General features: G+C 52.5%; 24 protein-coding genes. 20 read left to right on the top strand and 4 right to left on the bottom strand.

The features are described 5' to 3' along the window. The first annotated feature begins 41 nt into the window (after positions 1-41). From CFELI_RS01870 to rplE, 5 genes are all read left to right on the top strand, one after another. Positions 42-476, top strand: coding sequence for a hypothetical protein (locus CFELI_RS01870; RefSeq protein WP_277105304.1), 435 nt, complete (start codon positions 42-44; stop codon positions 474-476). Between the two features lie 27 nt (positions 477-503). Then, the gene (locus CFELI_RS01875) at positions 504-887 is read left to right on the top strand and encodes a hypothetical protein (protein WP_277105303.1); all 384 of its coding nucleotides are present in this window, start codon (positions 504-506) and stop codon (positions 885-887) included. 374 nt (positions 888-1,261) lie between these two features. After that, the gene (rplN, locus tag CFELI_RS01880; RefSeq protein ID WP_277105302.1) at positions 1,262-1,630 is read left to right on the top strand and encodes a 50S ribosomal protein L14; all 369 of its coding nucleotides are present in this window, start codon (positions 1,262-1,264) and stop codon (positions 1,628-1,630) included. A 3-nt stretch (positions 1,631-1,633) separates the two neighbouring features. Continuing rightward, positions 1,634-1,948 (top strand): 50S ribosomal protein L24, encoded by a 315-nt coding sequence (gene rplX, locus CFELI_RS01885; protein WP_277105301.1) that lies wholly within the window; start codon positions 1,634-1,636, stop codon positions 1,946-1,948. A 2-nt stretch (positions 1,949-1,950) separates the two neighbouring features. After that, a complete protein-coding gene (gene rplE / locus CFELI_RS01890) occupies positions 1,951-2,508 on the top strand; it encodes a 50S ribosomal protein L5 (RefSeq protein WP_277105300.1) in 558 nt (185 codons plus the stop codon). 116 nt (positions 2,509-2,624) lie between these two features. Here rplE and CFELI_RS01895 read toward each other — a convergent pair whose 3' ends face one another. Continuing rightward, the gene (locus tag CFELI_RS01895; RefSeq protein ID WP_277105299.1) at positions 2,625-3,125 is read right to left on the bottom strand and encodes a hypothetical protein; all 501 of its coding nucleotides are present in this window, start codon (positions 3,123-3,125) and stop codon (positions 2,625-2,627) included. A gap of 1,003 nt (positions 3,126-4,128) precedes the next feature. On the opposite strand from CFELI_RS01895, the gene CFELI_RS01900 reads away from it, so the two are divergent. From CFELI_RS01900 to CFELI_RS01930, 7 genes are all read left to right on the top strand, one after another. Beyond that, entirely contained in the window at positions 4,129-4,605 is a 477-nt protein-coding gene (locus CFELI_RS01900; protein ID WP_277105298.1) for a carboxymuconolactone decarboxylase family protein, read from the top strand. Positions 4,606-4,828: 223 nt separating this feature from the next. Next, positions 4,829-6,268 (top strand): AMP nucleosidase, encoded by a 1,440-nt coding sequence (amn, locus tag CFELI_RS01905; protein WP_277105297.1) that lies wholly within the window; start codon positions 4,829-4,831, stop codon positions 6,266-6,268. Between the two features lie 541 nt (positions 6,269-6,809). After that, positions 6,810-8,672, top strand: a complete 1,863-nt coding sequence (locus CFELI_RS01910) for an efflux RND transporter periplasmic adaptor subunit (RefSeq protein ID WP_277105296.1) — start codon at positions 6,810-6,812, stop codon at positions 8,670-8,672. Positions 8,673-8,677: 5 nt separating this feature from the next. Further along, positions 8,678-9,505, top strand: a complete 828-nt coding sequence (locus CFELI_RS01915) for an ABC transporter ATP-binding protein (RefSeq protein ID WP_277105295.1) — start codon at positions 8,678-8,680, stop codon at positions 9,503-9,505. Further along, entirely contained in the window at positions 9,502-10,785 is a 1,284-nt protein-coding gene (locus CFELI_RS01920; protein WP_277105294.1) for an ABC transporter permease, read from the top strand. Before CFELI_RS01915 ends, CFELI_RS01920 begins: the two co-directional genes overlap by 4 nt. 150 nt (positions 10,786-10,935) lie before the next feature. Further along, positions 10,936-11,304 (top strand): SdpI family protein, encoded by a 369-nt coding sequence (locus tag CFELI_RS01925; RefSeq protein WP_277105293.1) that lies wholly within the window; start codon positions 10,936-10,938, stop codon positions 11,302-11,304. Positions 11,305-11,971: 667 nt separating this feature from the next. Then, positions 11,972-12,325, top strand: coding sequence for a hypothetical protein (locus CFELI_RS01930; protein WP_277105292.1), 354 nt, complete (start codon positions 11,972-11,974; stop codon positions 12,323-12,325). Between the two features lie 153 nt (positions 12,326-12,478). Here CFELI_RS01930 and CFELI_RS01935 read toward each other — a convergent pair whose 3' ends face one another. The 3 genes from CFELI_RS01935 to CFELI_RS01945 form a co-directional block, all read right to left on the bottom strand. After that, a complete protein-coding gene (locus CFELI_RS01935) occupies positions 12,479-13,660 on the bottom strand; it encodes a hypothetical protein (protein ID WP_277105291.1) in 1,182 nt (393 codons plus the stop codon). Between the two features lie 70 nt (positions 13,661-13,730). Continuing rightward, positions 13,731-15,959, bottom strand: coding sequence for an HtaA domain-containing protein (locus CFELI_RS01940; RefSeq protein WP_277105290.1), 2,229 nt, complete (start codon positions 15,957-15,959; stop codon positions 13,731-13,733). A gap of 452 nt (positions 15,960-16,411) precedes the next feature. After that, positions 16,412-18,640, bottom strand: coding sequence for an HtaA domain-containing protein (locus CFELI_RS01945; RefSeq protein ID WP_277105289.1), 2,229 nt, complete (start codon positions 18,638-18,640; stop codon positions 16,412-16,414). A 410-nt stretch (positions 18,641-19,050) separates the two neighbouring features. On the opposite strand from CFELI_RS01945, the gene CFELI_RS01950 reads away from it, so the two are divergent. The 8 genes from CFELI_RS01950 to rplO all read left to right on the top strand — a co-directional run bounded on the left by CFELI_RS01950 (position 19,051) and on the right by rplO (position 24,679). Beyond that, on the top strand, positions 19,051-20,604 hold the full coding sequence (locus CFELI_RS01950) for an IS1380 family transposase (RefSeq protein ID WP_290258967.1): 1,554 nt from the start codon (positions 19,051-19,053) through the stop codon (positions 20,602-20,604). A 464-nt stretch (positions 20,605-21,068) separates the two neighbouring features. Then, positions 21,069-21,764 (top strand): membrane protein YczE, encoded by a 696-nt coding sequence (gene yczE / locus CFELI_RS01955; RefSeq protein WP_277104616.1) that lies wholly within the window; start codon positions 21,069-21,071, stop codon positions 21,762-21,764. Positions 21,765-22,021: 257 nt separating this feature from the next. Beyond that, complete coding sequence (gene rpsH, locus CFELI_RS01960) at positions 22,022-22,420, top strand: 30S ribosomal protein S8 (RefSeq protein WP_277104617.1); 399 nt, start codon at positions 22,022-22,024, stop codon at positions 22,418-22,420. A 16-nt stretch (positions 22,421-22,436) separates the two neighbouring features. Further along, positions 22,437-22,973 carry a 50S ribosomal protein L6 gene (gene rplF / locus CFELI_RS01965; protein WP_277104618.1) on the top strand — a complete coding sequence of 179 codons (537 nt, stop codon included), beginning with the start codon at positions 22,437-22,439 and terminating at the stop codon, positions 22,971-22,973. Positions 22,974-22,976: 3 nt separating this feature from the next. Continuing rightward, complete coding sequence (rplR, locus tag CFELI_RS01970) at positions 22,977-23,381, top strand: 50S ribosomal protein L18 (RefSeq protein WP_277104619.1); 405 nt, start codon at positions 22,977-22,979, stop codon at positions 23,379-23,381. Positions 23,382-23,418: 37 nt separating this feature from the next. Then, positions 23,419-24,039, top strand: coding sequence for a 30S ribosomal protein S5 (gene rpsE, locus CFELI_RS01975; protein ID WP_277104620.1), 621 nt, complete (start codon positions 23,419-23,421; stop codon positions 24,037-24,039). A gap of 4 nt (positions 24,040-24,043) precedes the next feature. Beyond that, a complete protein-coding gene (gene rpmD, locus CFELI_RS01980; RefSeq protein WP_277104621.1) occupies positions 24,044-24,229 on the top strand; it encodes a 50S ribosomal protein L30 in 186 nt (61 codons plus the stop codon). 3 nt (positions 24,230-24,232) lie between these two features. Further along, a complete protein-coding gene (gene rplO, locus CFELI_RS01985) occupies positions 24,233-24,679 on the top strand; it encodes a 50S ribosomal protein L15 (RefSeq protein WP_277104622.1) in 447 nt (148 codons plus the stop codon). Positions 24,680-24,824 lie beyond the last annotated feature (145 nt).

Here is a 24,824-nt window from a genome sequence, read left to right on the forward strand (position 1 = left end):
TTAAATATGTGCACATTTTCATTAAAATAAAGAGGTGAGGAATGAGAAGTTTTACCCTTGTTTTATATCATTTAAAACATGCCGAAACTTGGGTCAAGCTTTTATTGGTTTATAGCTTTGTTGGCACAATTGCATTGGTTGGGTTTGCTTGGGCGATAGAGGTTGACAGTAAAGAGTCAGTTGGAATGACGATTGTACCGCTTCTTCAGGCATTTTCACCAATGTTGGCCGCTACTATCGCATGGTTGGGTGTCCATCACACAGTGCGAAACTCCAGAAAACAGGAATCTCTGAAAGCATGGCACGAAAGCGTGCGGTGGGCATGCGAACTGTGTTTCAGTGAAGATGAAAACAAGGTGGCTATGGGTCTTGCGCTGTTGGATGCCCTTGACAACCATCCTCAATTGGAGGAGAATGAGCAACAGATTATTGATTCTGCGATTAAGAATGTATGTAATAAGGGCTTGGAAAAATAGGAATTTAATAGTGAAAGGAGGGTGGTCATGTCGCATGTTTTGCCACGGAATCATAAAAGAGATTTGGCGCGCAAAGTTGCCACAAGGCGAAAGGTTGCCACAAAAAAGGACAGACGAGAAAAGTTTTACAAGATAGCTTTGAAAGATGCTCTTTTGTCAGATGGGTCTTTAGAATATGAAATTGGTGTCCTTTTAAAAAACCTATCAAAAAGTAGTGATAGGCACAATCTACTTGCGAAGCTACGGCTAGTGTCGAGCGGAGGCGAGGGAGAATGGAGTCCTACAAAAAACCAGATTAAAGCGGCACAACTCCTGATCAAGCGCGTCGCTGAAGGTAAAAGTACAGAAGAAATCACTCCAGAAATTCGTTATATTGCGCAATTTGGGCAAACTCCTTCATTAAAATCCTAAGACCGTGGAGGTCGTGGGGTTTTCTTGGCTCACCATTTCAAGGCAAGGGCGTAGCCCCGCACTGTGGGAATGCCTCCTGCGCTATAAGCAGCCCCTTTGTGGTGGGGTCGAAAAGCAATCGCGTAGTGCGCGGATATGTTTGTCGGCTGTGTGTTGCGTGTGGGGGTGGGGGTGTGGTTAAATTTCTAGGTTGCCTTTCATAGGTCGCATCTTTCCGCTGCTGTTTCCGGAGTGGCGAAGCTGCGAAACCCCTCGACCTTCATGGTTCGTTGTTTAACCACTACTGGTTTAAATGTGAAAAGCTGCACGTACATAGACCGCGTGCGTCAGTTCGGAAATCTGCCGCACATAAAATATAGGTCAAGGAGACCCTAGTGATTCAGCAGGAATCGCGTCTGAAGGTCGCCGACAACACCGGTGCACGTGAAATTCTGTGCATCCGCGTTCTCGGTGGATCCACCCGACGTTTTGCTGGCATTGGTGACGTTATCGTCGCTACTGTCAAGGAAGCAACCCCTGGCGGCAACGTGAAGGCCGGCGAGGTTGTGAAGGCTGTTATCGTTCGTGCGAAGAAGGAAACCCGTCGTCCAGACGGCTCCTACATCAAGTTCGACGAGAACGCTGCCGTTATCATCAAGAACGACAACGAGCCTAAGGGCACTCGTATCTTCGGCCCCGTTGCTCGCGAGCTTCGTGACAAGAAGTTCATGAAGATCGTTTCTCTCGCACCGGAGGTGATCTAACTTATGAAGATCCATAAGGGCGACATGGTTGTCGTAATCTCCGGCCCAGACAAGGGCGCACAGGGCAAGGTTATTCAGGCTTTCCCTAAGACCAACAAGGTTCTGGTTGAGGGCGTTAACCGCATCAAGAAGCACGTTGCTAACTCCGCACCAGAGCGTGGCGCTGAGTCCGGCGGCATCGTAACCCAGGAAGCACCAATCCACGTGTCTAACGTGATGGTTCTGGATTCCGATGGCAAGCCAACCCGCGTTGGTTACCGCTTCGATGAGAACGGCAAGAAGGTCCGTATCTCCCGTCGCAATGGGAAGGACATCTAATCATGACCTACACTCCACGTCTGAAGACCCGCTACCGCGAGGAAATCCGCACCAAGCTCAACGAAGAGTTCTCCTACGATAACGTCATGCAGATCCCTGGCGTTGTCAAGGTTGTTGTGAACATGGGTGTTGGCGACGCTGCTCGCGACTCCAAGCTCATCAACGGTGCATTGGAAGACCTGACCGCGATCACTGGCCAGAAGCCAGAACTGCGTCGCGCGAAGAAGTCCATCGCTAACTTCAAGCTGCGTGAGGGCATGCCAATCGGCGCCCGCGTCACCCTGCGTGGCGACCGCATGTGGGAGTTCCTGGACCGCCTGCTGACCGTCGCTCTGCCACGTATTCGTGACTTCCGCGGCCTGTCTGATCAGCAGTTCGACGGCCACGGTAACTACACCTTCGGCCTGACCGAGCAGACCATGTTCTACGAAATCGACGTTGACAAGGTCGACCGCCCACGCGGTATGGACATCACCGTCGTGACCACTGCTACCAACAATGACGAAGGCCGCGCGCTGCTGCGCGAACTGGGCTTCCCATTCAAGAAGGCAGATCAGTAAAGCACTTTTGCTGAACATTTAAAAAGCACACCCATCCTGTATTTATGGAGGGTGTGCTTTTTCTATGCCAACAGCACGTGCGTATCGACGCCGGGGCTTTATGTTTCATTGTTGCTTTAGCGGGGCGCTTCGATGGTGCGCATGAAACGATCCACTAGTTCGGCGGCGCCACGAAGTTCTGTGCCGATGCCTACTTTATACAGGCGATTATCTTTGGTGGTGATGGTGATTGCTTCAGTGCTGGAATTAACATCCATGAAAAAGCCAGCCGGTTGATGCGGATTGCCTTTCGCACCCCATTCGCGGTGGATTCGCTGCTCGGAGGGGATAGATTCGAGTGCTATGTAGGCAATATTTTTCCGTGGTATTTGCTGTTTGATCAGGGGGAGTTGGCCGAAGTGCACGCTGGAATTGTCGATTCGGATATAGGTGCAGATTTTAAACACCAGCACGTTTAAGGTGAACAGGATGAGTGCGAGCACAATGAAAGGGATTAGGGAGATGGAATCGTTCCAAAAGCCCACAACGAGAAAAAATGTGGCTACCGCAAGTATTCCCAGCAGGCCGAGGCGCCATCCGGAGTGGAGGTAGTTGTGCAATTGTAGCGAAGAATTCATGGGGGTGTCCTTACATTGTGTCAGTTTTTCCGTATCCTTTGTGCGAATGTTATGCGGGTTAGAGTGCGTGAGTTTTTCACGTTTTATCCGGTTTTCTTTTTCCGGGTTTTTCGTGAACCTCTGCTTAGGTGGGCAGTAGGGGTGTGGTGAATCTACTGGTCTAGGCGGGGGTATGTGCGCTTTAAGGCCTATAGTAGCAGTTCTGTGTTGGGTGCGGGGGTAGCTGTCGCTTTTTAAATACCCCCGCTTATAATGTTGCTGGTGTGGTTTTTGTGACTTAGCTGTGTGCAATTAAATTTTTGCGTGTGTTTCCTTTAAGCGCACTGGGTACTGGAATAAATGAAGCGTGTATTTTTTAAGGCTTAATGATTGAGCACACAATTAAGATGATAACTACCTTTTGTTAACAGCTATGGTGTACTTATCCTCCTTCATGTGCCCATGCCTGCTGGATTTTGCTGGAGTTCATGTGTGTTTGATGGGTCGTGTGATTGCGCTGCGTGGGCGGAGGGTCGGGGGCCCTTCTGTGCTTGGCTTAGTCCGCCCACTTGTTGCTGTGTTTTGGCTTAGTGCACATGTTGGAAATTATCAGTTAGAGATAGAGCAAGTGCTACCAATAAAACCGCAGGTCAATTTTTGGCTTCGATTCTGAAACTCTAACTCTTAGGCGTGCATCCCTACACAGAGAGCAAAAGCGCACAATTTTTGTGCGGACTAGCCTAGCCACACATGCAGAGATCCGGTTACAGCTTATTCGCACTGGCTTCTTTCCCTGGGAGAAAGCAGGGGATGAGGCGGGCATGTGTGCGTGCCAGCGGTGCTTTAACGCACGTGAATGCGGCGGGTAAATCAGCACAATTTCAGCAGCGTGTGTGCAGTTTTTGTGGTGTTGGGAATATTTTTTCCAACCCACTGGTTGCTTATGGGGACAGTGTATCTGTTGTGCTTTTTCAACTACCTGTTTGCATTGGCTACAGGAGGCAGTAGTAAAGGAGATGTCGCCATGAGCACGAACTACCCACAGCAGCTGGAGCATGGCCCCTATTTGGATAAGAGTTTCCCAGAAGTGTACAAAGCTTTGGCGCTCACCTATTCCACATTGGGTCAAGAATTGGAGAAGGTTGGTTTGCCTCAGGATCTGGTAGAACTCGTGCTTGTGCGTGCCAGCCAGATTAATGGTTGTGCAACCTGCCTGTCCATTCATGCCCCACAGGCACGCAAGGCTGGTGTGAGCGAGGTGAAGCTGGATGTGCTAAATGCCTGGCGTGAGACTGATATTTTCAGTGTTCAGGAACGTGCAGCTTTGGATCTGACCGAGGCTTTGACCATTTTGCCCACCGGGGCACGGGCTGCTGATGCGCCGCTGAAAGCGTTGGAAGTTTTTAGCCCTGAGCAGGTTGCTGCGTTGGGGTGGGCGATTGCTTTGATTAATGCTTTCAACCGGGTGTCTTTGGCTTCAGGGCACCCGGTGAAGGGCTAGTTTTTGTTCTGCGTGATCGCACTGGAACAAGGGGTAGGAGGTTATTGACTCCTGCCCCTTGTGGTATTTCGCTAGTGTTTGTTTTTCCCACGTCGTGGTTGTGCTCACGGTAGGATCGTGGCAACTGTGAATTTTTTTAGTTGCGCTTAGAGAGTGCGGGCGGCTGCTTCGTGTGGGGGAGTGCTCACATATAAAGAAGCTGTGGAGAAAGGCTGGTGTGGACATGGGTGATGATCACTTTGTGCAAGGTGAAGGTTCGACGGATGCGGCTGGGTTCAATGCCCAGTCGGCGGTGGATGCGCTGATTGCGCATTATGAGAAGTCTTGTGCCTTGGCGCACCGTGTGATCGCTCGTGGGGAGTATGAACAGTATGCGGCGGTGACTTATCCGAAACTTACGGTGACGGTGCATAGTTGGCATCCGATTGATCGCACGGCCCCGTTTGGCTATGTGAACGAGGCGGGTACTTATTCGGCGGTGATTTCTAAGCCACGGTTGATGCGTAGTTATCTGGAAAATCAGTTGAAGCAGTTGTGTGCGCATTATCCGTGCACGATTACTGTGGGGGATTCTGGCCAGGCGATTCCGCCGGAATATATTGATCAGCTTGATAGCAGTGTGTTGGGTTCGCACCGGCACCCCGCGATTCCGCGGGCAACGCTCGATGATGTTCATGATGCGATTGTGGATGGTGATTGGGAGGCTTTTCATGGTGAGGAGAAGCCACTGGCGCATTTCACGGCGCACCGTTTCGATATTGCCTGTGCTCGTATTGAGCACTACACGGGGATGAGTGTTGATACTGTTCAGCGCTATATTTTGTTTACTAATTATGGGATGCATACGCGCGAGTTTTTGCGCTATGGATTGGCTGAGTTGCAGCGCGCGGGTAGTCGCTATACGAGTCTTGTGGTTGCGGGGATGACTATTACTCGTGCTGAGGCTACCGCGCTGGATGTGCATGAATTTACAAGCCATGATCGGTTCCAGATGCCGCGTTTTGATCTCGTTGCTGAGGATAATACGGGGATTACGATGGTCAATATTGGTGTGGGTCCGTCGAATGCGAAGACTATTACTGATTGTTTGGCTGTTCTCCGCCCAGAGGTGTGGGTGATGATTGGGCATTGTGCGGGGCTTGATGGGCGCATGCGGATGGGGGATTTGATTTTGGGCAATGCGTATCAGCGTTCCGATAATTTGTTGGATAGTCATATCCCGGTGAGCTTGCCTATCCCGGCGGTCCCGGAGGTGCAGCGTGCGCTTGAGGCGAGTGTGAAGGAGATTTATGGTGACGATCTTGATTTGATGCGCACGGGTACGGTGATTTCTACTGATGATCGGAATTGGGAGTGGCATACGCCGAAGGCACTGTGGGAGTGGTTGCGGGGATCGACTGCAGCCGCCTGTGACATGGAGTCGGCAACGCTTGCGGCGAATGGGTATCGTTATCGGATTCCGTATGGCACGTTGTTGAGTGTGTCGGATTTGCCTTTGCATGCGGTACCGAAGCTGCCGGCTGCGGCGCAGGCGTTTTATTCGAATTCTAAGCAGGCGCATGTGATGTGTGCGGTGCGTGCGGTGGAGTATTTGGCGCAGCGGCCCGAGCGTTTGCGTACCCGCAAGTTGCGTCGTACGGTTGCTGAGGTGCCGTTTCGCTAGTGCGCTGCGTGTCGACGTCGGGGGTGAGGCGGCGTCGATACGCATAGTCAGGGTGCGCTGCGGGGGTAGTTGAAGAAAATCCGACCTAGGTATGATGGTGGTTTGTATCGCCGACGCTGCAGCTGCTGTGTGCTGACGAATTTTCGTATTTTTATTCAGCGTTGAGTGTAGGTGAATGACTGTGATTTTCGCGTCCATTTAAACTGTGCTGCGGCTACAGTGTGGGATTGTTATTTTTCACAACCATGGTGCTGCACTTGCAGGTCACGAAGAAAATTCAGCATTCGGCAAACCCTGCACATAGATACAGTAAGCAGTGGATATACAGTACTCTTATGTGACTGTGCGCGGTGTGGGCTTAGGGGATCTGCGGCGAGGTGACCGTTGATCCGCTCAGGGGTTGATTTCGGGGTTTTCATCAGGGTTTCCCCCCACCCCAGAAGAGGAGGACACATAGCATTGGTGGCGGGGTGCGTGATACTTTTGCAGCTAAGACTTCAAGGAAAGTGCAAATATTGTGAAAAGGAAGGCCTAACGGATCGTGGCTGAGGATCAAGCAACTGGGACTGCCCCGAAATCATCGAAGAAGACGGCGCTGATCGGTGTAGCATTACTGGCGCTGCTCGCGGCCGCAGGTGGTGGTGTTTATGTGATGACATCGAATAATAAGGAACTCATCACTTCCGCTGACTATCGTGTTCTTGATACCCGCGATAATGCTCAGCGCGTCTCCGTTAGCGGCCAGGTTGAAGCGTTTAAAACGGTGGCGTTAACCACCCGTTTGCCAGGCCCGGTACAAACTATTGATGTGCGTGTGGGTGACCGTGTTCAACCTGAGCAAGTGGTGGCAAATATTGATGTTTCTGCCCTTGAGCGGGAGCTGGCGAATAAGCGGGCGCAGCAAACCGCAAATGATGCTACTGCCTTGAGTCAGATTGAAAACGCTGAGCGTGCGTATAACCAGAACAAGGCCATGGTTGATGAAGGGTTGAACCCAGAAATCAATGGTGCGGTCGCGGCTTTGCGCCAGGCTGAAGCTAATTACGAGAAGCTTAACGCGGAGTTCGAGTTTGCGCGCACTCAGCATGCGCGTGGGAATGATCCGACGATTATTGCGCAGCACGCGGCGGTGCAAGCTGCCCGCGAACAGATGTTGTTGGCGGCGGTTGAGGCAGCCCGCACGGGTGCTAATGCTGCCTTTACGTCCCAGCAGCAGCAGCGTGATGTGCAAGCGCTTAACGACGCCAACGCGGCCTTAAGTGCGCTGGAACAACAGCGTGCCGCAGCGAGTGATGAAGAGGAGATTCGTCGCCTTGATTCCGAGATTGCTGCGATGAAGGCACAAGTGTCCCAATTGGAAACAGTGGTGGCGAAATACCCCCAGGCTTATACTGAGGCTGGTTTAGGGGCGGTGGGTAATGCCGCAGGTTTAAGCGCAGCGCAACGCACCTTGCAGGATTCGCAGCGCACCTTGGATCACACCTTAGGGGCGACGGATCAAAAACTAGCGGCTACCCAAAAAGATGTGGCTTTAGCTTTTGAAGCGAAAAAAGATGCGGCCACGAGCCTGGAAACGGCACGCCGAAGTGTGGATAATCAGCTGAAGAATCAGCAAGCCGCTGTCGATGATGCTGTGCGTTCGGCGCGTGCCGCGCGAGTTGCTGCGGGGGCAGGGGATTCCCAACTGCAGGTCGATATCGCTTCCTCCCAAGTACGCACCCCGACCGAAGGTGTAGTCACGCGCGTGGATGCAAAGGAAGGCGCACCAGCAGCAGGGGCGTTATTAACCGTTGCTGATGATCGTCGCCTGATCGTGCGCTCCACTGTCAAAGAGTTGGATGTTTCCAAAGTGGAGGTGGGCCAAAAAGTTGAGTTCACTACTGCCGGAACTGGGGATAAGAAATTCACCGGCAAGGTTTCTTTCGTATCCCCTGCAGCTGCTCCACCTGAGTTGTTAAACCCAGCACTGGCAGCCGGTGCGAACCAATCCTCCTCTACTACTCCGAAGGCAACCTTCCCTATCGAAATTGAGGTCGAAGGCGACCGCGAAGGTCTACGCCTTGGTGCTACCGCGAAGGCCCGGATTATTACCAAGCCTGCAAGTACCAACATGCTTGTTGCCAAAGATGCTGTTTTCGAAGGCAAGAATAAGAACGAAAAGTTCGTGCTTGTGGTAGCAGAGCATGAGGGCAAGACGAAGATTGTCAAGCGTAAGATCACCGTGGGACACGAGTCGGAATTTGATTTTGAGGTCACCGGCGGTGACGCGAAGAAGGGCGATAAAGTTCTCACCGACTACAAGCGCTTCTTGGGCAAAATCGATGAGGAAGTAGAAGTCGAATCCACCCCAGCTACACCGGGGGAGAAGTCCGATGCCCCTGAGTCGAAGGAAGCTACGAAATAACAGCAATGGCTACTCATGAAACACCCTCCGGCCTGCTCATTGAGATGCACAACATTGTGAAAAAGTTCAACATCGGAACCGAAAATGAACTCACAGTGTTGCGCAACTGCGAATTCGATGTTGCCCCCGGCGAATTTGTCTCGGTTGTGGGATCGTCCGGTTGTGGTAAATCCACGCTGATGAACATCATTGGCATGCTTGACCGCCCCACCACGGGTAGTTATCGCCTCAGCGGGGTCGATGTGCTTGCCCTGCGCGATGATGAAGCTGCCCGCTACCGGAGTTTGCACATTGGCTTCGTTTTCCAAAACTTCAACCTCATCGGGCGTATCAGTGCGCGCAAAAACGTGGAAATGTCCATGATGTATGCCGGGGTAGGGCGCAAAGAACGCGAAGCCCGCGCTGATGAGCTGCTGGCAATGGTGGGCATGTCTGATCGTGCCGGGCATTCGCCAGCGGAACTGTCTGGTGGTCAAAAGCAGCGTGTGGCTATTGCCCGCGCCCTCGCCAATAACCCGGACCTGATCCTCGCAGACGAACCCACTGGTGCCCTCGACTCCAAAACAGGACGCATGGTGATGGATTTGTTCCATACCCTGAACCAAGAACACGGGGCCACCATTGTGTTTATTACCCACAACCCCGAACTGGCTGCGGAAACCACCCGCATCGTGACTATGCATGACGGTGTGATTTCTGGGCCGCGCGCACCCCGAGTACCGCAGCAAGCGCTGCGATTGGGTGTCGATGCTGCCCCTACCGAAGTGATTGCGCGCGCAGATACTGCAAGCAGTAGGGGCGTCGATAAGCATGAAAGGGGCGATCAAGCATGAGTATCGTCGAATCTTTGCGCCTTGCGCTGAGCAATGTTGCTGGTAACAAGATGCGCTCGCTGCTTACCCTTTTAGGTGTGGTCATCGGTATCGCCTCGGTAATTGCCATCCTCACTTTGGGTCAGGCGTTGCGTTCGTCGACAACATCGAGCTTGTCTGATTTTGGCGCGTCCGATTTTTCGATCATTATTCAGCCGATTCCGACGAAGGAAATGCTGGACGAAGTTGGCGGCGAGCAGTTCTATTATTATTTCGGCGACCTCGAAGATCCCGATATGGAAATTTCGGAAGACATGGTTGAGGAGCTGCGCAGCTATCTCGGCACCGACCTGCAAGGTATCGCAATCGGCGATACCGGCTCGGTCAGCGGTGGCTACACCATTGGGGACGAGGAAGTGTCGGGCAACCTAAACTTTATCAATACCGATTTCCAGGACATGCGCGGCATTAAAATCGAGCATGGTCGAGCACTCAATGAAGACGATATTTTCGGCAACCGACCAGTTGCGGTTGTGTCGAAGCCGCTCGCTGAGAAGCTTTACGACGGCCAAGCAGCGCGCGCTGTCGGCCAAGAAGTAACCTTCGATACAGGTGAAGCGGAATTGAGAGTCACGATTGTGGGCGTGCAAAAGGAATCACAAGGCGGCCTCTTAGGAAGCTTCGGACCCCCACCCGCGAACGCCTATGTTCCTTATGGCAACCAAGCGCATTTCAAGGATGAGGTCGGGCACTGGCAAACCATCGCGGTGCGCAAAACCCCTGAGGCCGACGGCGCGGAATTTCAAAAGAAACTGGAGGAATATTTCGCACCCTACTACCAAGACTCCACCGAATACCGGGTGAAGATCCGCGATAACAGCACAGACTTGGACACCTTTAACAAGGTGCTCGGCACCATCAGTTCCGTGATCGCCGCCATTGGTGGAATTTCCCTGCTCGTGGGCGGTATTGGCGTGATGAACATTATGCTCATCACCGTGACCGAACGCACCCGTGAAATCGGTATCCGCAAAGCACTAGGCGCAACCCGCCGCGATATCCGACGCCAGTTCGTGATCGAAGCAATGGTAGTGTGCATGATCGGCGGCATTATCGGCATGATCTTAGGCAGCGTGGTCGGTATGGTGGGTGCAACCTTCATGGGGGGAGTAGTACTCCCACCATTATGGGGTGTACTTGTTTCCTTGCTGTTCTGTTTGGCCATCGGCCTGTTCTTTGGATGGTACCCCGCCAACCGCGCGGCCAAACTCGACCCCATCGAAGCACTACGCCACGAGTAGTACTTGTTCTAAAAAACCACCTTCGTGTGCATGCTCACCAACGAAGGTGGTTTGAGCAATTCTAAGCCCCCATTACTTTTGCTACCGGTAATGATTAGGATGGTACTTAAAAGCCCATTGCTGTGACATGTACTTTGAGGAGGTTGAAAAATGTTCGGCTATATCAATCTTGTTGTTGGCTTAGTACTCTTTGCTGGTCTGGGTGCTTTTATGGCTACAGCTATTCGCAATAACACGCTCGTGCGCAATGAAGCTCTCGGCATTCGCACGAAAGCCACATTGGCATCCGATGCCGCGTGGCGCGCCGGCCATGAGGCTGCCCGCCCCTATTTGCACGGCGTTGTCGTAGTCGGGCTTGTGGGCGCGGGGGTATCACTTGCAGCTCTTCCTTTTGCGCTGAGCGACGGCGAGTTTGTCCAGTGGGGATTGTATGCTCTACCCGTCGTGTCTTTTGTGATACAGATTATGATGTTTATCTGGTCTGCGCAGAAAGCAAATGCGGCAGCGAAAACTGTCTAGCACAAATCCTGCCCACTAGTCCCAGAAGGGAGCATAGGGGCAGGATTTTTTCGTGCGCTGTGCGCGGGAGTTAACCTAGCAATCCGCGCATGGAGTGTCCGGGGTAGTTTGGCTTCCAACCGGTTGCTGTGCGCAGGCTGTGGAAGGTGCTGGAAAATATCAGTTAGAGATAGAGCAAGCGCTACCTGTAAAACCGCAGGTCATTTTTCACCCCCTGCGCTGAAACTCTAACTATTAATTTTGAATCAATCTTCACATATTAATAGGCCCCTTGCGGTCACTGGGTACCCGTACGCTTTGCGCATCCTCTTGGTTTTTCACCATCACCACCCGCCTTGTCAATGAATAGGATGAGCGCAGCAGGTGGTGGGGATAGCAAGTCCAGGGGTGGGTGTGATGGCGAAGAGCTGCCCTTTTTCGCAGCGGAAAAACCTCCCCCAGGTGCACAGCGTGCCATCTTTGACCATCTGCTGCTATTGACACAGATTCCCCATGTGCGTACAAAGGAAAGAAACACACATTAGTTCTTTGTGGTTATTTTTTCAACGCCTTGAAAATAGTGCGTTCACTTCGAATAGATTCTACGAAGTAGTGCCGATAGTCGCAGGGAATTTTTTAAAACTGGGATGCGCGTCGGTGGGGTTACTACCCCAAGTTGATAGAAATTGTGTACACACTCAAGCTGGATGAAGGTGGCATTCTTATGGGGCGACTGTCTTTTATGGATACTGTGCAAACCCCTGAAGGTGTTCGTGTTCCCGCCATTGTTTACGCTGCATGGGTCTCCCTTCTTATTACTGCGGGCTCAGCGGTCGGGTTACGAAAATTGGAGTTCCCGTGGTGGGTCTGGGTGATGAACTTCCTTGTGTTACTGCCTTGTGGTTATCTGATGATTCGTTATGCAATGGTGAAAAATGATGAGGGGGAATGGGTAATGGGGCGAAGGAAAAATTTGCTTATCTTCAGTGCCATTTCCGCCACAATTTTCATTATCGTGCTGATCATTTACCGCTTTTTCTAAGGCGTAATTTTCATGCTGGTTGTGATTTACCCAACCAGTATTTTCTGTGGCTGGTGGCAGCTTTCCTCTTCACGACGTTTGGTATGCGCTGCAGGGGTGTGGGCACAAGAAAAATCCTGCCCAGTGGTTTTGGGCAGGATTTGTGTGGGGTTGTTAGAACTTGAGGTTAGCAAGCAGCTGTGGGAAGAATTGGCGTACCGCTACTGCGATGAGGCCAAAGAGTGCACCAAGACCAGCGAGTACACCGAGGACGATGGCGATCGTCTTGTTTCGATCGGATGGTGCTGGGGTGGGCTCTGGCTTAGCACTGCTTGGTGGCTGTGAAGTGGTCGACGCTGGTGCAGAACTGCTTGGTGCCTGTGAGCTGCTTGTGGCAGGCGCGCTGGTAGGCTGCGAAGCTGCCGGTGGCTTGATCTCACCGAAAGCCGTGAGCAACGTCGCCTTGTTTGCAGTCGCATCAGTGACAAAACCTGGCTTATTTTCCTCAACAGACTTGGAAATATCGCCCTGAGTAACGGTCAAGCTTTTTGCCGCCTGCGACAGTGGGTGTCCCTTGTAGCTCTTGCGTTCGCCACGACCGTTTGGATTGTAAAGATCATGGCAGGTGTTATCGTCAGATTCGCCCTTTTCGCATTTGACAAAACCATCCTTGATGCCCCAGTCAACAACAGAGAATGCATCGTATTCGTGGACGGGCTCATTTGCCTTGAGTGCCTTCAGAACATCTGGCAGTCGCTTCAACGCGTCACCGATGATCGACATGCGGCTGTTGTATAGCTTGACAGTAGCATCATCGATTTCGTTTGCAGCCTTCTTTGCGTCGCGCTCTTTTTCCAAGCGGGCAGAGTCGGCCTTCAAAAGCTCGATAGCCTTTTCAGTGGTGGCGATATCGAAACCAATCTTAGAAGTATCAAGCTTGCGGGCTTCCTCATTGCCCTCATACTTCAGCAAGGCAATGGAGGTACGCCCCTTCGCGGTATAGCAACCGTCCTCAGAACGCTGGTGCTTCTCATTGATCGCATTGCGCTCTTCAGGACTGATCTTTGGGCTGTAGTAATCAGCATACTTCCAACCATAAGCAGCGGAGTGATACAGGTGACGGATCTGGCTGACTGCAAGATACGACTTCAACTCAGCCTCATACGCGGCGCCGTCTGCAGCAGCCTTGTAATAGTACTTATGAGGCATTGCATCAACGGTGTCATAGTGACCACTATCAGGAGTGCCCACATGAGAAGCACCATGATTATGCCCATCATGAGCAAAAGCAGGAACAACAGGGCAAGCAACCGCCACAGCAGCGGCCACAACTAATGCACGAAAAGTAGTGCGCATAACTTCATCCTCTCTCAACAAGAAAGTAGTTCCCCGCGTCGATGAAAGAAGGCGCAGGGAAGAACAGAAACTAGAACTTCAACATTGAACGAATCATGCCGATATTTTGAACAACAAAGGCACCGATCGCACCCAGAGCAGCCAAAATTGCAAGAACAATACCAGCGATAGCACCACCCGACAGGCTCGAACCACCAGGTGCAGGCTTATCATCATCAGACTCATCGCCTATCGGTGCATCAGGCCAACGCTTTAACAACTCCTGCTTCGCCACATCATAAGTTTGCTGCGCTGCAGCTAAAGCCGCTTCAGCCTTCTTCACAGCCGTATCATCGCCGGACTTTCGTGCCTCAGCCACAACGTTTTTCGCCTTGGTCAGATTCTTATGTGCATCGTCATAAATACGCTTGGCAAGCTTTTTGCTTTCGGCAATCTCCCGCTGCTTCGCCTCTTCAGCGGTCTCGCTAGACAAAGGCTCCTTCTTAGGATCAACAAGGCGCTGCAACTCATAGTGCTCCTTGTGGTCACCAGCCGACTCATTCAACGACTGCACGTAGAAAGAACCATCTGGCTGAGCTAAGAAATTACCCTGAATATGATTCGAGGTTTCACGCCCATTAGTAATGGTAAAGGCCTTCTTTTGGCCATCTTCCAACACCGGCTCGAAAGTAGCTGGATTGAACCACACCAACTGTGAATCCGTGCCCGACAACACCACAGGATTATTCTGATCATCCCAGGCAACGCCAGCCCAACCAGCAATGCTGGACTTAGAAGCAGTCTCAGAAGCAGGAGTGACATCGCGGTTAGCGTAAGTCAGACGCTGCAGCTGAACGAAGTTGGTGCTGGTGTTGTTATTCCAACGGATAATCTCCGTACCATTCGTGGCATAGCCAGCCATTCGCTCATTCGTGTCCTCTTTTTGCGAACCCGCCATGAACTTCACCATTTCCTTCGGATCAGTCTGCGAAGGATCAATATTGAGTAGCAACTTACGGGCACCGTAACGCCAGCCATCGAAGGTCACATCGGCGTCGGAAGAATACACAAACGTTCCATCGTTCATCGACAGCATGCGAGTGGCAGAAGGCTCAGGGAAGAAGGAAGGCGCGTACACAGAATCACCGTATTGAGCCTTCTTGCCAGTAACTTCCTCCGTAGTAGGCAGTTGCACCTTCTGTGCAATGCTTGCGCCCTCAATAATGTTCAGATGCGCAGTGCGGTTGGCAGGGGCAACCCCGAGAGAGTTGTTCTCAACCGAAATCGCAATGATCTTGCCGGTCTTGTCGTGCACAGCAAGGCTATACACCATACCTTGGGTCTCACCGACGTTTTCAATCTGGCCAAAACCAGAGGAAGTGACCTTGACACGCTTAATCACATTGCTTAAGCGGTTCTGATTCGCATCCGGCGATTCAGTGAAGTAGAAATACCCATTGCGCTCATCAAAGTCACCAACATCATGACGGCTGAACGGGAATTCAATCTTTGAAACCTCGTTCATATCGGTGCCAACCAGATACAATCCATGGCCGCCTGCGGCAACCAGCACCTTATCGCCCACGCGGTGCAAGGAGTGGTGCTGATCGTAGGTGGCAGGGGAGCGCCACTTTTGGTCGACAACCTGTAGCTGTGATGCATCAGCTTTTAGTCGCGCACCATCACCCTTTGCGCTGAAGGAGACTGGGTCCATGCCTTCGCCCACGGTGTAGAAATTGGAGAACATCTTCAATCCCTCTTCGGTGAGGCGGGAAGGGATATTGTTCCAATTCACCATGCCGTCGTTCTTGCTGAAAGTACCAGCAGCGGTCGACAACGTCACAATCTTCACAGGAGTATCCGGCGCGTAGTACACGCCATCTTCTCCAGCAGAATCCTTGCTCTCAAGGTACTGGCGGGAACGCACAGTAGCCTCAAGGTAGGAGCCTGATGGATCAATGACTACTTTGGGGTTCGTGAACGTCAGGTCAAGATCGCACTTAACATTGAGGTTCTTCTCGTTTTCCTTCGTTCCGCAGTACTTGCGGTAACGAATCTTGCCTTTGAATTGGGCTTCGGTGCGCTCCGCTTCCTTGTTAAAGGAATAGGACTGCAGCGGGAACGAAAAATCGTTGCCTACCTGAGTTGCGCCTTCTTCGATGAAGGTTGCACCGTTGGTGTAGTTGTTAAAGCTTGCCCGGATACCCCACCGGAGGTGGCCTTCGGTGTTTTCCGTTGCGTGTGCCACGGTGATAGGTACGAGTGAGGCAATTGTTGCGGTGGCGACGATAAAACCGCGACGGGCAAAGGAATGTGCCACGTTTTCTCCTTGGGGTACTTATTTTCAAAAAGTAGAAAGCCGTGAATGTCAGGCTTTGTACAAGGGGAGGGTGCGCTGCGGAAAGTGCGTGTGCACGATGCCCATTCTCAGCTTCCTTCGCAGATGATTTTCATGTGCAAAAAGCAGGGATGCGGCAGGGCATTTCCCGCGCATATCTGAAAATTTAGTCGATTTTTATAGGATTGCCTAACCTTTTTTGGTGGGGGTAAGTAAACCAGGGCTAATGGGTACTTCTTGCAGCTTCGATGTCTGTAAAAGTGATGTGGTGGGACTATGTTTGTGGACACAACAAGTGCATCTACTTTATGTTGTGCAGTGCACAATATGGGGGTAGTGCATCATGGTTGAAAATGAAAAAGCGTCTGCCCAGCCCCCACCACTGTGGGGGAGTAGGCAAACGCTTTTCTTAAGTTATTCTCGTTTTGCTGAAACTAGAACTTCAGCATTCCACCAAGGTTAGCCAGTAGGCCGGACTGGAAAGCAAGAGCAATTCCGGCACCGATTGCTGCAATAATGGCAAGAACAATGCCCACAATCGCACCCACGCTCAAGCCAGGCTTTTCAGGGGTGGGGTTGGGGTTGGAGGTGTTGTCCTGTTCTGGGTCGGCAACGTAGCTGCCTGGGTGAAGCTTGAGATAATCGGCTTTTGCTTCCGTGAATGCAGCACGCGCCTCATCGACCTTTGCCTTGGCTGCATTGATGCGGGCATTATCCTTCGCCTCCTGCGCTGCTTTGAGCTCAGTGAGTGCTTCGCGGAAAATTCGGGTCTTTTCCTGCAGCTGAGTCTTGGCAATGTACTTGAGCTTATCCTCGTTGTACTGGTTATCATTGCCGTCGTCATCGCCTGGAAGGGGTGCGCTGGAAGGATCTTCGAGACGAATGAGCTCATAGAGGTTGTCGGAATTGCGGTTGACCGTTGGAACCAGCAAGCTGCCATTGGGGTAAACCAGCATCTCACCTTGGTAGGTGTCCTGAGTGCCGTTGCCACCCTCAATTCCTGCTTCCTTATCCCGCGTGGGGTTGACGGTGGACTTCACAGGCGCGAAGTTGGTGGTGTCGAACCAGAGCAGTTTCGACTCAGGCCCAACCAGAACAAAGGGGTTGTCGGCGGCATCCCACGACACATTCGACCAACCGGCCTTTGGAGACTTCTGGAGGTTAATCTGGGTGACATTGCGGTCGGCGTAGGTGAATGACTGAACAAAGTTATGATCGTGGTGCTCGTTGTGGGTGTAGCGCACGATTTGATTGCCGTGTGCGCTGAAACCTTCAAGCGGTGCGATTCTTGAGCTGACGATCGAACCTTTCATGAGCTTAACGACGTCGTCTTGCTCGGCGTTCGGCTTGATGCTGAGGAAAATTCCTGTCTGAGTCACACCAGGATGCTTATCGTATTTCAGCTCGGTTTGTGGGTAGTACAGGAAAGTTCCGTCATCCATGCCCTTCAGGTGGGTGGCTTGCATTCGGTTGGCGTACAAATTGGCGTACACGGTGCCACCTTCGGTGACTTTTCCGCCAAGAACGGTTTCAGAATTTGGCAACTTGATGCTCTTGGCAATCCCGCCATTTTCAATGATGTGCAAATGTGCGTGGCGATCGTTAACGGCAACGTTGTAGGTGTTGTTTTCCACTGAAAGTGCAACAATCTGATTGGTCTTGGGGTGCACCGCAATCGCATGGACATTGCCTTGGGGATTACCAACAACTTCAGGGGTGCCAAAGCCGGTAGCGGTAACCTGAATGCGCTTCAGGATATTGCTGTGACCGGCGAAAACACGAGTGTCTGTGGGGCGCTCAGAATAGTAGAAGTAGCCGTTCTTTTCATCGAAAGCACCAACACCATGCAATGAGTGCGGGGTTTGAACTTTCGCTACTTCCTTGAGCGTGGAATCAAGCAGGTAGAGGCCATGTCCACCTACGGCCACCAGAGCTTTGGAACCTACACGGTAGAGGTCGTGGCGGTAGTTATCGTAATTGGCAGGAGACGTCCATTTAGCATCGACTGCGCGCAGCGGGCTGGAGTCGTTCGATGGGCGCTCGCCTTCACCCTGTGCGCTGAAAGAGATGGGAGCAAGGCTGCCACCAGGCTCATAGAAGTTGGAGAAAACCTTGGTGCCACCCTTGGTCAATGTTGCTGGGATCTTCGACCACGAAACCACGCCATTATCTTTGCTGAAATTACCAGCGCCGGTAGCAAGATGTGCAATAGCTTCGGTGCCATCGTTGGTGTAGGTCTCGTTCTTCAGATACTGCTTCGAACGAACAGTGGCGTACAGGTAGGAGCCATCATCATCAATGACCACCTTGGGGTCAGAAATGGTCAAATCCAAATCGCAATAATTCGACTCAACCTTGGGGTCTTTGCCATTGCAGTACTTGCGGTAGACAATTTCGCCCTTAAACTGCGCTACAGCCTTTTCTTCCTTAGCGTCATAGGTGTAGCTGGTCAGTGGGAACTGAAAAACTGCGTTCGCCTTATCTTCAGTGGCGCCCTTGCGCACAAAAGTAGCGCCGTTGGTGTAGCTGTTAAAGCTCTCACGCAAACCCCACGTCAACATGTGTGGGGTGTTTTCCTGCGCCAACGCTGCAGGGGTTAGGGGTGTGAGAGAAAGGGTGAGGATGCTGGCGATCAGACGCCGACGCACATGGGGGGATTCCACGATTGAGCTCCCTGGGTGAGGATGAATAGGAAAATAACGCCAAAAAGTGTGTGCTTTTCAACCTTGAGAATCGAAGGGGCGAAAAAGACTGCAACTTAAAACACTAAGAAATATAGCTTACCTAATGAAGGCTTGGCTAACTTTTCAACAGAAAGTCAAGCCTTATATGGTCAATAGGGTTCATTCCGGTGAGAATCGTTTTCATCACACTGTGCGCAATTGCGATGTGTTGGAAAAGTGATGTGGATTAACTTTGTTTAGGTTGTGCAAGCGTGCAGGGATCGTTTAGCCCGGATTTTTCATGGGTGTGGGGTGAAAAGGTGAGCAAAAAGTAAAGAAAGTGCTTCTTGACCTGCTAGAATAGAGATGTTTTGAAGTCAATAATCTAGGCAGAAAGAAACACTTTCAAGGTGAAGACTACCACATACATTCCACGGGTTGCTAGCTGTTCTCATCTTGTATCCGGTGCGGGGGTGTTACCGTTTGCTCACGTAGCCGAATTGGTGGGAATAAGTGACTGCCTTGATTCCGCTTTGCCGCGTTCTGGGCTCACGCACACGTTAGGGGATGTGTGGGTGAATCTGGCTTTATCGTTGATTGCTGGTGGGGATGATGTCCACGACATCACCTTGCTTTCTTCTGTTTCAACCGCGTTAGCATCAAAATCGTTACCGTCAGTGACAACCGCATGGCGGCGGATCACAGAATATGCAGATACCAGCGAGCATGTGCGAGAAGGGTTTATCCACGCAGCGAAACAAGCTCGCACTAGGGTGTGGGATTTGTTAGGTGATCACGCTCCGCATCGGGTGGCAACAGTTGAACAACCACTGGTTATCGATATTGATGCCACGTTGATTACCGCACATTCCGATAAGGAAAACGCGACGCCTACCTATAAGAAAGGCTTTGGTTTCCACCCGTTATGTGCCTTTATTGATTACACCAGCATCGGTCTGCCTGGTGGGGAGTTTCTTAACTGCCTGCTTCGACCAGGAAATGCCGGGGCAAACACAATTCGTGATCACTGCCAGCTTGTTGACGAGATTCTTGCCACCCTGCCTGATCACAGTGATGGTCAACCCTGGGGCAAACGATTAGTCATCCGTGCTGACAGTGCTGGTGGGACAAAGAAATTCATCAGTTTCCTCAACGATCACAACCTTGGGTATGTTCTGGGTTATTCCGCCCCGCCGACAGCGCGCATCACCCTTGACCATCACCTTCAATCCCAACAAACAACCAACGCTGATACACAACACTTGGGAACCAGTGCTCACACAGGCAAAGACTGTGATCGGTGGGATACTCGGGTGCCGATTGTGCGTGCTTCAGGGGATCTGGTTTGTGATGAGAACCATTTCCTTGAAGACATCACCGGACTACTGCGCACCGCAAATATAGATGAGCACCAACCTTTGGTGAATCTTCTAGCTGACTACCCCGAGGATATGCGTGTTATCGCACGAATCGAACCACCCCACCCAGGGTGCCAACACAGTCTTTTCAACCAACATGGTGTTCGCGCCCAACTGTGCGTAACGAACCTTATTGGGAATATTCAACACATTGACTACTGCTACCGTAATCGGTCTTTATGTGAACAACACATCAAAGACACCAAAGACCAAGGCCTTAGTAAACTGCCGTTTAAACAATTCGGGGCGAACCAAATCTGGTGTTTGATCGTTGCACTATCCCACCAACTTCTTACCTGGACGAAACTCATCGACGCCTGCCACCACAAGGATCATTCACACCAAGAAACAAGCAAGCCTTGGTGGACATGGGTGCCGAAGACTATCCGTGTAAGGTTTGTTGCGGTTGCATCAAAAATCACCACAAGCAGCAGACGCATCATCCTCCAGCTTGACCAGCACAACCCCCACACCCACACACTGGTCACGCTTATTGGCTACACCCAGAGCCTTCTACAGCCACGCTGGAAGAAACGAAAACCCTAACACCCCTAGGCCCACACACGCGATCTGGCAGCCACACTGCAGGCACACCCCAACCCCCAAACCCCACACAACTTTATGGACGCACACCTTGCCCTAAAAACCACGAATCAAAGGGCGAAGGTGAACCAACCAACCCCACAAACACACCACCCCAACCCACCACCACCAAACCCACCCCATGAAAAATCTGGGTTAGCAAAAAATTATGGATGTAGCATTTATGCTTGTGTGTGGGTGGGGAAATAAGTGGAAGTAGCACTCGGTATTGGCTTCATGCCTTAGCAGTTGGGGGCTTGGGGGTAGTAGCTGGGGGAGGATAGTGCAGCACGTTCTGGCCGAAAAAAGAGTGGGGAATCAGGGCTAGGGGGTGACTGGTAGGCTGTACGCACATTCTTTAAATAAAAGTCCGCATTCTTTGCTTCCATCCAAAGGCGTGGGCCTTATGGCAGGCGGAAAGGTATGCGATGGCAAAGAAAAAACTGGAAAATATAAGCATCCGGCAACAGCTCACCATGGACCGGTTGCCACTGCGGCTTGTCGTTCTCTTTATTGGGCTCACCGGATTCGGCATGAGTGCGGCCATGCTCATGAAAGCCAACATGGGCGCAGACCCCTGGAACGTTCTTCACGTAGCGCTTGGTCAAATCAGCGGCTTGAGTGTTGGAATCATTAATATCGGCGTCGCCTTCCTCGTGCTCATGCTCTGGATACCTCTCAAACTCAAGCCCGGCATTGGGACACTCGCCAACGCCACATGGTTGGGCGTGAGTATTGATATGGGAATGGCATATATACCTGAAGCCACAACCCTGGCATCCGGAATGCTCATGGGTTTCGCGGCAGTTGCAAGTGCTGGCCTTTGTGGTGCTATCTACGTTGCCGCACAGCTCGGACCCGGGCCACGCGACGGGCTCATGTCGGGACTCCACATTAAATACGGGTGGCGCATCGGGTGGGTACGCACCATTCTTGAAATCAGTGTGCTCAGTATCGGGTTCCTCCTCGGAGGCCCCGTCGGAATCGGGACGGTGCTCTACGCATTCGGGGTTGGGCCTATCATCGGGTTCGTGCTTCCACACATACTTATTCCCGTCAAAATCGGTGCCCCAGTCACAGTGGTGAAGCAGCAGGATAGCGACGATACGGCGTCGACAAGCTAGTGCTTGCTAAAAGCAACCTTAATCTAGTAAAGTATCCCCTCGGACTTTTATGCCGTTTCAACGGTGACAAAAAGCTCCACTGTAAGACTATAAAACCTACATTGTTGTAGGCCCCCCGCCTTGTGCGACCGCAAATGCTGTGGCAGCGAGCTTCCTCAACTATTGAGTTAGGCAAGCGAAAAGTGGCCGATAAAATGCGGTAACGCTTTTTGAAGGTGGGTAGGGAACCGCAACGAGAAAGGCGCAAGGTCACTTTTATGACCATGACCGATCCTATTGCCGACATGCTGTCGCGCGTGCGTAACGCAAACCACGCACACCACGACACCGTGTCCATGCCTTCCTCCAAGCTCAAGGCAAACATTGCTGCGATCTTGAAGTCCGAAGGCTACATTGCTGATTACACCGTCGAGGATGCCAAGGTTGGCAAGACCCTGACCCTCGAACTGAAGTACGGCCCATCCCGCGAGCGCTCCATCTCTGGAGTGCGCCGTGTGTCCAAGCCTGGTCTTCGCGTGTACGCAAAGTCCAACAACCTGCCAAAGGTTCTCGGCGGCCTGGGTGTGGCGATTATCTCCACCTCCCAGGGTCTGCTGACCGACCGTCAGGCTTACGAGAAGGGTGTAGGCGGAGAAGTTCTCGCCTACGTCTGGTAAGGGAAGGAGCGAAACTATGTCACGTGTTGGTAAGGCACCTATCGCTGTCCCTGCAAACGTTGAGGTCAAGATTGACGGCCAGTTCGTTGAGGTCAAGGGCCCTAAGGGCACCCTGTCCCACACCGTAGCTGAGCCAATCAGTGTTGCACTCGAAGACGGCCAGATCGTTGTCACCCGTCCGGATGACAACCGCAAGAACCGTTCTCTGCACGGCCTGTCCCGCTCCCTGGTCAACAACCTTGTTGTTGGTGTAACCGAGGGTTACACCATCAAGATGGAGATCTTCGGCGTCGGCTACCGTGTGGCAGCTAAGGGCAAGGACCTTGAGTTCTCCCTCGGCTACTCCCACCCAGTGCTGATCGAAGCACCGGAGGGCATCACTTTCGCCGTTGACGGCAACACCAAGCTGTCCGTCTCCGGTATCGACAAGCAGAAGGTCGGACAGATCGCCGCCATCATCCGTCGCCTCCGTAAGGATGATCCTTACAAGGGCAAGGGTATTCGCTACGAAGGCGAGCAGATCCGTCGCAAGGTCGGAAAGACGGGTAAGTAAAGCATGAGCAACAACGAGAACAACAACGGCAAGCGCACGCCAGTGGGCAAGGACATCTCCACCCGCCGTCGCGAAGCTCGCGCACGTCGCCACTTCCGTATCCGCAAGACCCTGCGTGGTACCGCCGAGGCACCACGCCTTGTCGTGCACCGCACTTCTCGCCACATGCACGTCCAGGTTATCGACGACCTCGCTGGTCACACCCTGGCAGCTGCTTCCACCTTGGAAGCTGCAGCAGCAGTAGAGGGCGACAAGAAGGTTAAGGCAGCCAAGGTTGGCCTGCTCATCGCTGAGCGCGCCAAGGCAGCTGGCATTGAGTCGGTCGTTTTCGACCGCGCCGGCTACAAGTACCACGGCCGTGTTGCTGCACTGGCCGACGCAGCTCGTGAAGGTGGTCTGAAGTTCTAATGATCACCTCTATCAACAACAACGGAAGGAACGCCTAATGTCCGGACGTGAACGGCGTGACGGCGGACGCTCCGCCGATGAGAACAAGAACGAGCGCCGCGGCGGCCGCCGCGACGATCGTCGTAACCAGCAGCAGGATGAGCGCTCCCAGTACATCGAGCGCGTAGTTACCATCAACCGCGTTTCCAAGGTGGTTAAGGGTGGTCGTCGCTTCAGCTTCACCGCTTTGGTCATCGTTGGCGATGGCAAGGGCATGGTTGGCGTTGGCTACGGCAAGGCTAAGGAAGTTCCAGCTGCAATCCAGAAGGGCGCTGAAGAGGCTCGCAAGAACTTCTTCCGCGTTCCAATGGTTGGCGGCACCATCACTCACCCAGTTCAGGGTGAGGCTGCAGCAGGCGTTGTTATGATGCGCCCAGCTGCTGCTGGCACCGGTGTTATCGCCGGTGGTGCTGCACGTCCAGTGCTTGAGTGCGCTGGCGTTCAGGACATCCTGTGCAAGTCCCTCGGCTCCGACAACGCTATCAACGTGGTTCACGCCACCGTTGCTGGCTTGAAGCAGCTGGTTCGCCCTGAAGAGGTCGCTGCTCGTCGTGGCAAATCCCTCGAAGAGGTTGCACCTGCTCGTATGCTGCGCATCCGCGCAGGACAGGAGGCTTAAAGTTATGGCCCTCAAGATCACCCAGAACAAGGGACTGGTTGGTGCTAACCCTAAGCAGCGCAAGAACATGGCTGCTCTGGGCCTCAAGCGCATCGGCCACTCCGTCGTCCGCGAAGACAATGGCGCTGTGCGCGGCATGATCCAGGTCGTGCGCCACATGGTTACTGTCGAAGAAGTGGCAGGGGAGTAAAACATGAGCGAAGTAATTAAGCTTCACGATCTGCGCCCAGCTAAGGGTGCAAACAAGGCTAAGACCCGCGTTGGTCGCGGTGAGGCATCCAAGGGTAAGACCGCTGGTCGTGGTACCAAGGGCACCAAGGCTCGTAAGCAGGTTTCCGCTGCTTTCGAGGGTGGCCAGATGCCAATCCACATGCGTCTGCCTAAGCTGAAGGGCTTCAAGAGCCGCAACAAGGTCATCTTCCAGGTGGTTAACGTTGCTGACCTCGAGAAGGCTTTCCCTAACGGTGGCGACGTCACCGTTGCTGACATCGTTGCAGCCGGCCTGGTCCGCGCTAAGCAGCCTGTCAAGGTTCTTGGTGAGGGCGAGCTTTCTGTGAAGCTCAACGTCACCGCTGACAAGTTCTCCAAGTCTGCTGTCGAGAAGATCGAAGCAGCTGGCGGCTCCGTCACCGTTGCTTAATTTTTAAGTAACACCTCACTTTTACCCCTAGTGTTCCCATCACAACTGGTGATGCGAACACTAGGGGTTTTAGTGTTTTTATGGCATGTGCGCATGTTTTATTCTTTATACAGTGGTTGCCCGGTTCCACGCTTGTGTGGGTGTG

It is taken from the genome of Corynebacterium felinum, from assembly GCF_030408755.1.
Classification (GTDB): domain Bacteria; phylum Actinomycetota; class Actinomycetes; order Mycobacteriales; family Mycobacteriaceae; genus Corynebacterium; species Corynebacterium felinum.